General features: G+C 52.5%; 14 protein-coding genes. 10 read left to right on the top strand and 4 right to left on the bottom strand.

Going from position 1 to position 12,330, the window contains the following annotated elements:
* Positions 1-2 precede the first annotated feature (2 nt).
* The 7 genes from KTH90_RS20910 to KTH90_RS20880 all read left to right on the top strand — a co-directional run bounded on the left by KTH90_RS20910 (position 3) and on the right by KTH90_RS20880 (position 6,041).
* Positions 3-1,250 (top strand): hypothetical protein, encoded by a 1,248-nt coding sequence (locus tag KTH90_RS20910; protein ID WP_158353536.1) that lies wholly within the window; start codon positions 3-5, stop codon positions 1,248-1,250.
* A gap of 62 nt (positions 1,251-1,312) precedes the next feature.
* On the top strand, positions 1,313-1,891 hold the full coding sequence (locus KTH90_RS20905) for a zinc ribbon domain-containing protein (RefSeq protein ID WP_158353538.1): 579 nt from the start codon (positions 1,313-1,315) through the stop codon (positions 1,889-1,891).
* A 2-nt stretch (positions 1,892-1,893) separates the two neighbouring features.
* Positions 1,894-2,238 carry a zinc ribbon domain-containing protein gene (locus tag KTH90_RS20900; protein ID WP_158353540.1) on the top strand — a complete coding sequence of 115 codons (345 nt, stop codon included), beginning with the start codon at positions 1,894-1,896 and terminating at the stop codon, positions 2,236-2,238.
* A gap of 12 nt (positions 2,239-2,250) precedes the next feature.
* Positions 2,251-3,009, top strand: coding sequence for a zinc ribbon domain-containing protein (locus KTH90_RS20895; protein WP_158353542.1), 759 nt, complete (start codon positions 2,251-2,253; stop codon positions 3,007-3,009).
* A gap of 38 nt (positions 3,010-3,047) precedes the next feature.
* Positions 3,048-3,716 (top strand): LptM family lipoprotein, encoded by a 669-nt coding sequence (locus KTH90_RS20890; RefSeq protein ID WP_238727425.1) that lies wholly within the window; start codon positions 3,048-3,050, stop codon positions 3,714-3,716.
* Between the two features lie 110 nt (positions 3,717-3,826).
* The gene (locus KTH90_RS20885) at positions 3,827-5,257 is read left to right on the top strand and encodes a hypothetical protein (protein ID WP_158353546.1); all 1,431 of its coding nucleotides are present in this window, start codon (positions 3,827-3,829) and stop codon (positions 5,255-5,257) included.
* 259 nt (positions 5,258-5,516) lie between these two features.
* Positions 5,517-6,041, top strand: a complete 525-nt coding sequence (locus tag KTH90_RS20880) for a DUF4870 domain-containing protein (protein WP_158353548.1) — start codon at positions 5,517-5,519, stop codon at positions 6,039-6,041.
* 118 nt (positions 6,042-6,159) lie between these two features.
* Here KTH90_RS20880 and KTH90_RS20875 read toward each other — a convergent pair whose 3' ends face one another.
* A complete protein-coding gene (locus tag KTH90_RS20875; RefSeq protein WP_158353550.1) occupies positions 6,160-7,479 on the bottom strand; it encodes an alpha-L-fucosidase in 1,320 nt (439 codons plus the stop codon).
* Between the two features lie 247 nt (positions 7,480-7,726).
* Between KTH90_RS20875 and KTH90_RS20870 the strand changes: the two genes are divergently transcribed.
* Positions 7,727-8,602 (top strand): AraC family transcriptional regulator, encoded by an 876-nt coding sequence (locus KTH90_RS20870; protein ID WP_158353552.1) that lies wholly within the window; start codon positions 7,727-7,729, stop codon positions 8,600-8,602.
* A 114-nt stretch (positions 8,603-8,716) separates the two neighbouring features.
* On the opposite strand, the gene KTH90_RS20865 is transcribed toward KTH90_RS20870, so the two are convergent.
* Together KTH90_RS20865 and KTH90_RS20860 are read right to left on the bottom strand one after the other, a co-directional pair.
* On the bottom strand, positions 8,717-8,956 hold the full coding sequence (locus tag KTH90_RS20865; protein WP_158353554.1) for a putative signal transducing protein: 240 nt from the start codon (positions 8,954-8,956) through the stop codon (positions 8,717-8,719).
* Positions 8,957-9,021: 65 nt separating this feature from the next.
* The gene (locus tag KTH90_RS20860) at positions 9,022-9,666 is read right to left on the bottom strand and encodes a hypothetical protein (RefSeq protein WP_158353556.1); all 645 of its coding nucleotides are present in this window, start codon (positions 9,664-9,666) and stop codon (positions 9,022-9,024) included.
* Positions 9,667-9,899: 233 nt separating this feature from the next.
* On the opposite strand from KTH90_RS20860, the gene KTH90_RS20855 reads away from it, so the two are divergent.
* Both KTH90_RS20855 and KTH90_RS20850 read left to right on the top strand, forming a co-directional pair.
* On the top strand, positions 9,900-10,181 hold the full coding sequence (locus tag KTH90_RS20855) for a metal-sensing transcriptional repressor (protein ID WP_158353558.1): 282 nt from the start codon (positions 9,900-9,902) through the stop codon (positions 10,179-10,181).
* Positions 10,182-10,191: 10 nt separating this feature from the next.
* Complete coding sequence (locus KTH90_RS20850; protein ID WP_158353560.1) at positions 10,192-11,085, top strand: DMT family transporter; 894 nt, start codon at positions 10,192-10,194, stop codon at positions 11,083-11,085.
* A 139-nt stretch (positions 11,086-11,224) separates the two neighbouring features.
* On the opposite strand, the gene KTH90_RS20845 is transcribed toward KTH90_RS20850, so the two are convergent.
* A complete protein-coding gene (locus KTH90_RS20845) occupies positions 11,225-11,710 on the bottom strand; it encodes a type 2 periplasmic-binding domain-containing protein (protein ID WP_158353562.1) in 486 nt (161 codons plus the stop codon).
* Between the last annotated feature and the right edge of the window lie 620 nt (positions 11,711-12,330).

The following is a 12,330-nucleotide window of genomic DNA, read 5'->3' as shown; positions in this document are numbered from 1 at the left end:
ACTTGAAATGGAAAGGAAAGCGGTTTTTATCCTGGCTTCTTGTGTTGGTTCTAATTTTTCCGCTGGCGGCCACCAGGGCATATGCGGGGTTAGGGGTTCCCGGCCCCGACTCCTCCCCGCCTCCCCCGGTGGAGAGATACACCCTGTACGACGATATGGGCTCGGCCTTCTCCGACTATTTGGCACAAAAGGCGGGCGGCGGAAGCTTGAGTTCCCTTGAAACATGGTTTAACCGTCTGACAACGGAGGGGCGCGGCTTCAGCGTAGGCGGGCGGGAACTGAACACGGGCCGCCTCGGCGGGCTGTTTGGAAAGCTTGGCAAGGCGTTTGATATTGGCGGCGTCGTCAAGGATGTTGCCAGCTATACCGACAGCTCCAATCATAAGCACGCCTCTCTTGAGTTTTTGGACAATGTGTTCCGGGGCTGGGCCATTGGACTATCCACCATCGGCAAAGAGGTGCCGTATGCCGGGGATATTGCCGGGATGGTCCGGGATCTGTTCGGCGGCGAGGCGGTGTCGGATTTTTTCAACGATATCAACAAGGGGGACAGCGCTTTTCTCGACACGATGGACAGCCTGATCAATTCGATGAACCTCAGCGTACAGGATTTCTATTTCATGGTGGACGCCATGTGGGGCGATTTTTACAACTGGCTCATGGAGCTGGTGGGGCCGGGTCAGGATGGCGAGGTGCAGGTAGAAAAGCCGAATATCTACCTATACAGCGACGCCCCCGCCGAGGTTGAGGTGACCTTTGCCCGGCCGGAGCTGCTGCGTACGACCATTCCCCGCTATGACCCAGTCGATGGGGCCGGCTGGCGGGTGACGGTACAGCAAGACGGACTCCTGCTGGTTGAAGGAGAAACCTATGGATTCCTGTTCTATGAATCCGCGGCCTCTCCCGCCGACTTCCAAACCCGCAAGGGCTTTTATCTGACGGGTGAGAATCGGACGACGCAGTTCGAAAAGATTCTGGATGCCTATGGCTTCAACCAGACGGAAAAAGCGGACTTTATCGACTACTGGACAACACGGCTCGACCCCCATCGGGGGTATGCGATGTACCCGCAGGACACCGGGCGTCTGGATGCCGTAATGCCGCTGCTTGTGAACCCGGCCCCGGATCACGTCTATCGTCTGTGGTTCGGATTCAGGGCGACGGATGAAATCCCCGCGCCCCCGGAGATCACGCCCATCGCGCGCGGCGGTCTCACTGTGGTGGAATGGGGCGGCTCTGTTTTGAACTAAGGCAAATCATTGTGTCCTCCCTGCGCAATAACGCGGGGGGATAAGAAAGGAAGGTATATATTATGTCAGATTTATTGAGCGGACTTGGAAATCTCGGCGGTTTGGGCGGCATCGTCAAGGGCCTCACCAACTTCATGCCCCAAGACGATCCCAACGTACTGATAATGAAGGCGCAGGGCGAGGTATCCGACCTCAAAAAACAGGAAACAGATCTTTATATCGAAATTGGAAAACAGGCCGTGGAGAAATACGGGCTGGAGGACTTTGGTGACGCGGCCGGCCGGATGAAGCTGATTCAGGCAAACCTCACCGCCGCCGAAACCAAGCTGAAGGAAGCCAAGGGCGCCGCCGAAGAAAAAGAACAGGCGGAACAGGCGGCGCTGGCAGGGCGCATCTGCCCCCAGTGCGGTCATGAGAATCCGGAAGGGATCAAGTTTTGTCAGGAGTGCGGCAGCAAGCTGGGTGTCCAGAACACCTGTCCGTCCTGCGGGGCGGCAAACCCGGCCGGCGTGAAATTCTGCCAGGAGTGCGGCACACGGCTGGCGGCCGCCGCGGTTTCCGGGGTCTGTCCCTCCTGCGGCATGGAGAACCCTCCCGGTATTAAGTTCTGCGGCGGGTGCGGCGAAAGATTGGGGGGCTGACAATGGCTACATATAAGCAGCCCTGCGTCCACTGCGGAGCGTTTATCGACCGGGACGTGCGGCTCTGTCCCAAGTGCGGCAGCATGAGTCCTTTTGGGTATCTCTGCCCCTCCTGTAACCGGCCGATTGAAAAGGGAACACCGGTGTGTGCCGGGTGCGGGCGGCCGCTCTACGTGCCCTGCCCCTCCTGCGGCCAGCAGACTTTCGTTCAGGAAAAATGCGAGCGATGCGGCGCAGGCCTGATGATCTACTGCGAGAATAAACGCTGCGGCGCGTTGCAGTTTTTCCAGAACACGAAATGCACCGTATGCGGTAAAAAAATCGACGGCAATGTCGGAAAGAAATGAGGTTGATACACTATGCTGACATCATTCACTCGGAACTATCAGGATAATTCCACCGATGCGGGTTTCCAGTTCACCTTTTACTGCGACATCTGCAACGACGGATACAAATCCAGCTTCATCGAATCGGAAACCTACAAGAAAAAAAAGGGCCTGCGGGGTCTCTCACAGGGAGTCGGCATCCTCGGCTCCCTGGTGGGCGGCCGGGCCAGTCAGTTCGGTTACGCCGCCCAGCGGAGCGGGGACATTCTCTCCCAGACCTTTGAGGGTAAATCCCCCGAATGGCAGAAGGAGCATGAGCAGGCTTTTGAACGGGCGAAAAACGAGGCCATGCAGCACTTCCACCGCTGCCCCGGCTGCAACAAGTACGTCTGCGACCACTGCCATAACGAGGACGAAGGGCTTTGCACCTCCTGCGCCCCCCGGCAGGAAATCTTTGTGGCAAAGGCCCGGGCCGAGGCCATGAAGCGAAACATCCAACAGGCCGGGGCCGCCGCCACTGTCTGGCAGGGCCAGATTGAGAGTAAGACCACCATCTGCCCGGTGTGCGGCAAGCCGGCCGGCACGGGCAAGTTCTGCAATAACTGCGGGGCCAGCATGGAGATGAAAACCTGTCCCAAATGCGGGGCAAAAAATGCTCAGAGCCTGCGTTTTTGCAACAACTGCGGCTCCAGTCTCACCGCCCCTGCCCCCGCAACCGGCAAGTGTGCCGCGTGCGGGATGCAAAATATCCTCGGCACCAAGTTCTGCGGCGGGTGCGGGACAAAGCTGTAAACCGATCAACCCCGAACAAAATGAAATGGAGGAAAAAAATGAAAAAGATTATGGCATTGGTACTTGCACTAACGATGGCCCTCTCACTCGCCGCCTGCGGCGTCGGGAGCAAGTCGAAGCTTCCCGGCAGCCCCGGCGCGAACCGGCAGGAGCAGCAGCCGGACAGCACCCCCGGCCCCGGCGCGGACCAGAAGGAACAGCAGCCGGACAGCACTCCCGACTCCGGTGCAGACCGGCAGGAGCAGCAGCCGGACAGCGCCCCCGACTCCGGCAGCTCGCAAGAGGAGCAGAACAACAACTCCGACAGTATGGAAGCGCTGGCGGAAAATTGTTGCCTTCCAGGGCTGACTGCTCCTGATGGCTGTACCTTTGAGAGAGCAATAAGGGGCGACGGAGTTATATTTTCCAAAGAAGGCGGCTTTACCAGTGACGAACACAAAGCCACGATCCATACAGTATGGGAGCTTTGCAAGAAAATTTCCCCGGACGGTAATTATGATGTCAAAAATTCTTTGGACACCAATACAATAACAGAAACATATAGCGATATCACAGATAAATATGCCGAATACAATGAAACAACATTAACCGACTATGAGATTTACTGGCACTATACATATAACGGCAAGGTTCGCCAGGTAAAGATATTAGGTGGAGATTCTATTGAAATTGTGACATGGAATATGGGAACCCTGGAATCACAGTAGGCAATACAGGCAGCCCGCTGCCCGCTGCCGGAGCTGTACCAGACTTTGCGCGTGGACATCACTGGATTTAGACGCCAAAAGATTTTGTATGTCGGACCCGGTGAAGCCGAATGGAACATCTATACCTGCGCCGCGGAAAGAGAGGAAGAAGTCACCCATCCGACATGGTGATAGGAGGTGAAAACAATATGGAGAAAAACACAAGCGCGGGTCCGCCCGGCATGGGCGGCTCCGCGCGGGAACCAAAGGAGCAGGCTGCGAGACGATCTTTCGCGGGTTTAGTGGAATGTCCGCTGTTCACGGAACAGGCAAAGCTCACCCTGAACAAAGACGGCCTGCTGATTACCGCCAGCTTCGACCAGCTCCCCGTCCCCTACGGGGAGATCACCGGTATCGCGCTGACGGATTACCGAGTGGAGATTCAAACGGCAGGCGGCATGGTGGGCGTTTCTTACTTGGGGCAGGCCGCAGAGTGGTTATATAACCACCTGTACGCCATCTACAACAACGCGGTGCTGAAAGCCCTGCTGGTGGAGGGTAATCCCAGCTTCGAGGCCGAGGGGGACTACATATCAGTTGAGAACGGCCAGACCCGGCAGGACCGGGCGGTGTTCCGGCTCTACGAGGATTGCCTGTGCATCCTGCCCCCCGGCGAACAGGCCCGGCGCATCCCCCTCTGTTTCCTGACCAGCATGGAGAAAAGCTGCTTCGGCCTGACCCTGGCCCTATCCACCGGGGAGCGATACACCCTCCAACAGCTGGGCCGGGAACTGGATAATCTGGAGCGGCTGCTGACGGACGGTCTCCGCGCTCTGCGGGAGCGGACGCTGGAATGGCTGAAAGAGTTAGTGCCGGGCCTTAGCTCCATGCAGGCGGCGATGGCGGCCAAGCTCATGCCGCTGGGGACGGCGGCGAGTATGGAGAAGCTGTCGGCGGCCGCGCCGCCCCTCGCGGGGGCGCTGGAGCAGAAAATCAGCGAGAGCCGCATGGCACAGACCTACCCGTGGCTCCGCGCCCTCTGCGGCTGCCGTGGCCTGAGGGTGGGTGCCCTGCCCCCGCCGGAGAAAAAAGGACAGAAACAGCCGGCCATGCAGGCGGCAGGGATCACCGGCGTACCGGAGGACGGACGGGAACCAAACGCGGAACCGGAGCAAAAGCCCATCCTGTGGGCGATAGCCCCCGGACCGGGCGGACGCGTGGCGGCGGTGGAGTTAGCGCTGGCCGATGAAGAGGCGGCGGCCACCTACCTCTACCGGGTGGATGGGGATTGGGAAACCTTTGCCCGGCTGCTGGATCGTGCGCTGGAGGCCATCGGCTTCCGGCGGGAGGTGATCCTGATGCCCGATGAGAAGTTGAACGCGCCGGAACATCTGGCAGACGCCATACTGGTAAACCGAACCCCGGCGCTGAGGCTCCTGCGCTCCTGCTTCACGGGACGGGCCATCCATTCTTCGCCCGAGCGATGGCGGCAGGATATTGAAAATTGCTGCGGGGTAGCTCTGCCAGCGGAACCGGGAAAGAGGGGGAATCGGCAAGCGTGAAAAAAGGCGCACTTGTCCTGCAGGCAAAATATTTTGAAGCGGAACACATAATAAAAAACGGTTTTTATCCCTAACTCTGCACTCCTAATGTTCCTTTCAGCCTGTGCGTCACGACCATCGGGGAGCAGGCGTAAAACTACGCCGGCGCAACTCGTGAACAGGATCTCATCATCACCGTGCGCATGGTGCAGAATCTGGGATAGCCGATTTCAGGGTCCCGGCCGATCGCCGGAGCCCACCAACTGAAAGGAGAACTACTATGGCTTTTTGTGGAAAATGTGGAACCAAATTTAACGATGGCGTAAAGTTCTGCCCAGCTTGCGGCGCGCCCTCTGCATCTGGACCCCAGCAGGCCGCTCCCCAACAGGCCGAGCCCCAGCAGGCCGCTCCCCAACAGATTGCGCCCACCTACACCCCGCCCGTGATGCCGGGCGCTCCGGGTCAGGCAGATATCAAGGACGCTCAGGACAACAAGGCGATGGCGGTGCTGGCGTACATCATCTTCCTGATTCCTCTGTTTGCGGCGAAAGAATCGAAGTTTGCCCGATATCATACCAACCAAGGGCTTGTCCTGTTCCTCGGCTCCTTGGCACTGAGCATTATATATGGCATTTTGAGCACCGTGCTCATCGCCATCTCCTGGCGGCTTGGCTTGATTGTCAGCAGCCTCATGTGGCTTTTCTTCCTGATCCCCACGATTTTGGCGATCATCGGCATCATCAACGCCGTGAATGGCCGGATGAAGCCCTTGCCCATCATCGGTGGAATCACAATTTTAAAATAATGTTATTTTTCAAGCGCTCTGAATCACAAACTGCCGCCCGGTAAGAGCGGCAGTTTGTTCCTGGAAAAAGCTGGGAGACGATGGAACGCTTCAATCCTAAAACTTTATGTTATATCATTTAATTCAGACGGAAAACCGCAATATTTTGTGAGCTGCCAAAATTCTTAACCGTAAAGCATAGTCCCCCGTCAACCGCTGTAATCTCTGCGTCCACTTCAGGATCCAACGGTATCGCGTTCCCGCGCAGGCCAGGGACCGTAACCGCGACCTGGCTTCTGCCTTTGGCATCGATCAGAACATAGAGCGCACCCTCCCGTTCCGTAAAATGAACCTGGATCTGATCCGTATATTTAATGGATTCCCGGCTGCTGCAACGGCTGCCGTAGATCGCTTCCCCGTTCACACGAAGCCATTCTCCGATGGCCAGCAGACGTTTTTCCTGTTCTTCGGGAATCGTTCCATCCGCTCTGGGCCCGATATTCAGCAGCAGATTTCCATTGTTGGCTACTGTGGAAACCAGGAGGCTGATGGCATCCTCGATGCTGATGATTTTGTCATCACTCTCCATGGCATTATAGCCGAAGGAAAGACCCATTCCGCGGCACATCTCCCATTTTTCCCGGCGGTTAGCGCTTCCGGACTGGTATTCTTTCGTGGTAAAGTCATGAAACAGGTCATTGAACCGGTCATTTACCACGCCATCCTCTACGGTATTGTAATAATGAGACAGCAGATAAGGCAGATTCTGCTCACCCTGGCGGGGCCAACCGATATCGTTCCAGAATACGGACGGAGCGTAGCGGTCGATCAATTCCATGGACTGGTTATACGCATAATCCGCATAGGCAAAGGTAGGGCTGGCCGTGTGAAACAGATCCTCGTTATTCAGGATCGGGTCATCTGCGAAAGTCCAATCTACGATTCCAGAGTAATAGAGGCCCATCCGAAGCTTCTCCTCCCGCACCGCGTCCGTCAGATCCCCGACGATATCCCGCTGCGGTCCTCTTCTCCATGCATTATAATCGGTATATTCGCTCGGAAACAGACAAAAGCCATCGTGATGCTTGGTGGTCAGCACCACATATTCCGCTCCGGCTTTTTTGAACAGCCTGGCCCATTCGGCCGGGTTCCATTTCTCCGCCTTCCACATATCCGCAAACTGCTCGTATTTGAAATCTTTCCCGTACTTTTGTACGTGGTAATCATAAGACGGCCCATAGCCGACATTGATGGAATTATAATACCACTCGGCGTACGGATTGTTGGAAAACCAGGTTTCATCCGGAGGGACTTCGCCCAATTCCCATGTCTGCGGCGCAAAAGCCGGAACAGAATACAATCCCCAGTGGATAAAAATACCGAATTTTCCATCCTCGTACCATTTCGGAACCTGGTGTTCCTTCAGCGATTCCCATGTGCTGGCATACCTTTTTTTCATTGCTTATACCCCTTTGTCGTTTTTCTTATATTCTAACGCGCAGCAAGGGGTATCATCCAGACAGGCAAAAGACATTATCCTGGCCGTGATGTCGTATACGCATATTTTTCATCTGTTTATTTCTATAAAGAAATGCCTCCCCGCCTACCTGTTTTTAAAATAACCGCTGCTCACGTAATCAGGAACGTTGACAAAATATCATCCATTAATTAGAGTATAGATAAAAACATACCGACGGAGGATTCCTATGTCCGATTATCCGTTCCAGCTGGGTTCCTACCTGTTCCTCACTCCCCAGCTCTCCTCTTCCATAATGCAAACACCGGTACCTGAGCATGTACACAGTACCGGTATTTATGAAGTTCATTATATCACATCCGGTTACGGAACACTGATCGCGTCCGGCCGGCGGTTTGACCTGTATCCGGGGATTCTCTACGTGACCGGCCCGCACATACCGCACAGCCAGCTGCTGCCAAAGCAAAATCCTATGGCGGAGGCCTGCATCTACTACAAAGCGGCTCCGATTACCGGAAAGCCATCTGCTGGGCCGTTGGCCAAAAGCGAAGACGCAGTGGTCCGCGTTTTATTGGATCACCCTTTCTGGATCGGCCGGGATAATCAGAATATGCGTCCCCTGCTGGAAAATATCTTCACGGAGATGGAGCAGAATGGTCCGGATGCAGACATTATGGTCAGCTGCTATCTGAAGCAGCTGGTTCTGCTTTTGGTACGTAATATGAGGGACAATCAACAGATGCATGGAAATGGAAATACGCCTGCCGCCGGTGAAATAGACCTGAACAGCAAACGCTTTTATCTGATTGAATGCGCTTTTTTATCGGAATTCCAGACGATAACCCTGTCATCTTTGTCTTCCCGGATCGGCCTGAGCACAAGGCAGACGCAGCGGCTGCTTCACACCTATTACGGCATGGACTTTAACCAGAAACGCGTGCAGGCCAGGATGGCAAAGGCCAGGCTTTTGCTGGAATCCACCGACCTGTCTGTGGGAAAAATAGCCGAAGCGGTAGGATACGCCACTTCAGAGCATTTCTGCAACACTTTCCGCAAAGTATACCAGATGACCCCTCTGCAGTACCGCAGGGCAGAGAAAGTCTGAATTAGAAAAGGTTAACCCTTTTCATTTCTGTAACGGAAGAATCCGATGATCAGGCATAGGAAACACAGGTCGATCAAAAGCGAATGGGCTGGGCAATATCTATTTGCAGAAATTTTATTCCGGTTCACAAATACCTATCGTCCGAAGTACTTCCAATGCTCTCTCTACATCATCACTGTCCACAATGATGTCTTCGCCATATATGGAGTTTCCTCCGTATATATCCATAATTCCGCCGCTGCCCAGTCCCTGTCTGAATGCTGGGATATCATTTTTCTTAAGAACTTCCAGAATGATATCCGCCTGTACCCGATCCTCAGCAGAATAGATTTTTACTTCCCGCATTGCTCTCATAGGAGCACCTCCTTCATTCATGAGAATATTTCTTCTCTTGTCTGCTCTCTTATAACCGCGCCAGCTTACTGGAAGGGGAGGCTGCGGTTTACAGTCTTCCCCACGATAACAAACCCATTGGCGTTATCCGCAGGCCGAAGCTTGAAAACCACAGACCCCGCATTCTCATCACCTTCAAACGATGTCTTGTAATTCACTGTATAGATATCCTCCTGATCAAGCGTACAGTCCTGGTACGTAAATGTGTAATCAGGAAAATCCGAAAGGCCGATATAATAATATCCATCCCGATAAAAGCAGGACGTCTGTCCCTTATTCATATCCTCAAACGCAGGCTTATAGTCAGGCAGCTCCACGCCTAAGGCCAGTTTTACATAGGCTTGCATGTCTTCAAGGCTGACCTTAACTACCTTTTCCTGCATTTCCAGGTCTTCCCGCGGCACCTCTTCGATCACAACATCACCCCAGGCGGCAGTAAAAGAAAAGAAGATAAAATCATGCCAGAACTCTTCATCCACTTTTGCAGGATCTGAAAACTCAGGCAGGCAATAACACATTTTCCTCAAAAACTCCTTGCCCGTTTCGCTCAACTGCAGCCCATCGGCTGCCGCATCTGCGGAAGGCTCAGCAGGACTCCCGGACGCACATCCGCTCACCCCTGCCATACTCAAGACAGCGCACAGCAGCATAAAGACTGCTAACTTTTTCATAAGATACTCCTCTCACTCCTCTCTTTATGATTGTCCAATGAAGTTTCTGATTGTCAAATTCTTAGCACCAGACTCTGATTATGATTCTATTTTGAAGCTCCACAAATAATGCCTGTGTTCACTGTTTTGCTTTAGCACTATTATAACACAAAGACAATGAAATTTCTTGCCAAATTTCGTATGTTATGCTATTCTTTCCATATCCCCCCGGGGGGATATGGAAAGGAACCCTTATGGAAAATACACATACCCACTCCCACACAGAAACGAAAAAAATACTTGACCGGCTCTCCCGCGCCATCGGCCATATGGAGGGAATCAAAAAAATGGTTGAGGAGGGCCGGGACTGCAGCGATGTCCTCATTCAGATTGCTGCTGTAAAGTCAGCCGTCAACAACGTCGGCAAATTAATTTTGCAGGATCACATGAAACACTGTGTCGTGGATGCCTTAGAAACCGGAGACACAAAAATATTGGATGATTTTTCCGCAGCGATTAACAAGTTCGTGAAATAGAGGCCCTCCCATGAATAAAAAAATAAGCGTTTCTATCATCTGGGCCATTCTGGCTGCCGCCCTATACGCCATCAGTTCTCCGGTATCTAAAATACTGCTGCTGCGGGCAGCACCCATGATGATGGCCGCATTCCTGTATCTGGGCGCTGGTATCGGTATGTTCCTCCTGGGTATTATTCGAAAAAACCTTGGAAAAGGAATCTCAGAACATCATCTCACCCGTAAGGATCTTCCTTTTACCGTTGGAATGATCGTTCTGGACATCGCAGCCCCCATCCTTCTGATGGTAGGTCTTAACAAAACAACCGCGGCCAACGCTTCTTTGCTCAACAACTTCGAGATCGTGGCCACCTCCGTTATCGCTCTGCTGGTCTTCCGGGAAGCTATTAAGAAACGTCTCTGGCTGGCGATTGGCCTGATCACTTTGTCCAGCCTGATACTCTCTTTTGAGGACGTCAGCAGCCTGCACTTCTCGTTCGGTTCGCTTCTGGTTTTGTTGGCCTGCGTCTGCTGGGGGTTCGAAAATAACTGCACCCGTATGATGTCCAACAGTGATCCGCTGGAGATCGTGGTCATAAAAGGGATCGGTTCCGGACTCGGTTCTCTGCTCATTGCCTGCGCTGCCGGCGAACCGTTTCCCACGCTTCGCTATGTCCCGCTGATCCTGCTGTTGGGATTCGTGTCCTATGGGCTGAGCATTTTCTTTTATGTCTATGCACAGCGCAATCTGGGCGCCGCCAAAACCAGCGCCTATTACGCGGTTGCACCATTTATCGGGGTCGCACTTTCCTGGGGCATCTTTCGGGAGACGCCCAGTTTTTCCTTCCTGGCTGCACTCGCTATCATGATAATCGGAGTCTATTTTACCACCACCGATGCGAAAGGATCGTGTCTGCAAAGGTAACTTATTGTCTCCAAATACCCTGCGCTCTTGTTCCGATAAAGCATAGCCGGCTGATCACAAAAATGGTCTATCGCGAAGACTAATTATAGTGATTCGCAATAGACCTTATATTTCAAATGTTACTTTTTCATATAGAAAATCACGCAGGTACAAAAACTGCCATCTTCCGATATGATTTCATAAGTTCTTTGTTCACATTTTCCAGGCAGGGATCATCTGTGATCGGAAGGAAATTATCTTCCGACATCAGGATGCTGCGTCCGCCCTCCCCGTTGAAATAGGCTACCACATCCGGCAGTTCCTTGGTTGCGATCTTAGCGCCCAGGATACTATTGTTCATATCGTTCGGATTTATAATCAGCTCGATGGCGATTCCGGTTTCATCCTCGAATTGCTGGTAGAGTTCCAGTTCCACTTCTGAAAAACAATCTTCCGACCCCATAATGGTAAGGGTAGCGGCTTTCTTTGAACCTTCTGAGGCCGTATCTCCTTCCTGTTTTTTTGTTTCCTCCTGTCCGCTGGTATTTTCAGGCTGCGCCTCCTGCCCCGTACTTTTTTCCGAAGCGCAGGCGGTCAGTGAAAATATCATCGCCCCAACCAACAAGATACTCCATAATTTCCTCATACCTTTCCTCCTTGCATAAAAGTTATGGTCCCGGAATTCAAGTGACCTGAATGGAACAGTCTCTATGTAGAGAGATTCCGGGATATAAGATAGTTCATTCTACATGGGTAATTGCAATCACCAACCCCGATGAGGTTAGTAATATTATAGGTTTATTTTTCCTGAAAGCAAATGGGTAAGATTTCTATAAGACCTAGATGATATTAACATTCTATCCGTAATATGCAAAGAGTTTCCGTTAATTTTCTATTTCACTTCCGTGGGACATGAATTTTTGCAGCATCATCCATTTCTATGTCATATTCTACAATATTCTCTGATTCATTCCCCTGATTTGTAATTTGTTGTTGTGTATCTAAGTATTATTATTGATACATAAATATAAAGGTGAACAATCTACGAGCTTTGCAAGCTCTATGTTGTCCACCTCTACATCTTTTACAAATACCTTACTTTTTTCTTTCTAGCGCTTCCACCGATATCTGGCACTGCCCTCCCCGGCTTTCCGACAGATCCAACGTTATTCAATATCAACATAATTTGCCACTAACAAAGGTACCGTTCTGGCCATGCCTGTAAGTGACGTATATGAGTATGTCTGATAAAAAATGCCATATGCT

This window comes from Diplocloster modestus (genome assembly GCF_019042245.1).
Classification (GTDB): Bacteria; Bacillota; Clostridia; order Lachnospirales; family Lachnospiraceae; genus Diplocloster; species Diplocloster modestus.
Note: the sequence above shows the minus strand (reverse complement) of the source record. Positions and strands in the feature narration are given on the sequence as shown.

Coding starts and splice junctions, on each gene's coding strand:
- KTH90_RS20875 (WP_158353550.1), bottom strand. CDS start 7,479: ATGAAAAAAAGGTATGCCAGCACATGGGAATCGCTGAAGGAACACCAG.
- KTH90_RS20905 (WP_158353538.1), top strand. CDS start 1,313: ATGTCAGATTTATTGAGCGGACTTGGAAATCTCGGCGGTTTGGGCGGC.
- KTH90_RS20890 (WP_238727425.1), top strand. CDS start 3,048: ATGAAAAAGATTATGGCATTGGTACTTGCACTAACGATGGCCCTCTCA.
- KTH90_RS20855 (WP_158353558.1), top strand. CDS start 9,900: ATGGAAAATACACATACCCACTCCCACACAGAAACGAAAAAAATACTT.
- KTH90_RS20900 (WP_158353540.1), top strand. CDS start 1,894: ATGGCTACATATAAGCAGCCCTGCGTCCACTGCGGAGCGTTTATCGAC.
- KTH90_RS20895 (WP_158353542.1), top strand. CDS start 2,251: ATGCTGACATCATTCACTCGGAACTATCAGGATAATTCCACCGATGCG.
- KTH90_RS20865 (WP_158353554.1), bottom strand. CDS start 8,956: ATGAGAGCAATGCGGGAAGTAAAAATCTATTCTGCTGAGGATCGGGTA.
- KTH90_RS20885 (WP_158353546.1), top strand. CDS start 3,827: ATGGAACATCTATACCTGCGCCGCGGAAAGAGAGGAAGAAGTCACCCA.
- KTH90_RS20870 (WP_158353552.1), top strand. CDS start 7,727: ATGTCCGATTATCCGTTCCAGCTGGGTTCCTACCTGTTCCTCACTCCC.
- KTH90_RS20880 (WP_158353548.1), top strand. CDS start 5,517: ATGGCTTTTTGTGGAAAATGTGGAACCAAATTTAACGATGGCGTAAAG.
- KTH90_RS20860 (WP_158353556.1), bottom strand. CDS start 9,666: ATGAAAAAGTTAGCAGTCTTTATGCTGCTGTGCGCTGTCTTGAGTATG.
- KTH90_RS20845 (WP_158353562.1), bottom strand. CDS start 11,710: ATGAGGAAATTATGGAGTATCTTGTTGGTTGGGGCGATGATATTTTCA.
- KTH90_RS20850 (WP_158353560.1), top strand. CDS start 10,192: ATGAATAAAAAAATAAGCGTTTCTATCATCTGGGCCATTCTGGCTGCC.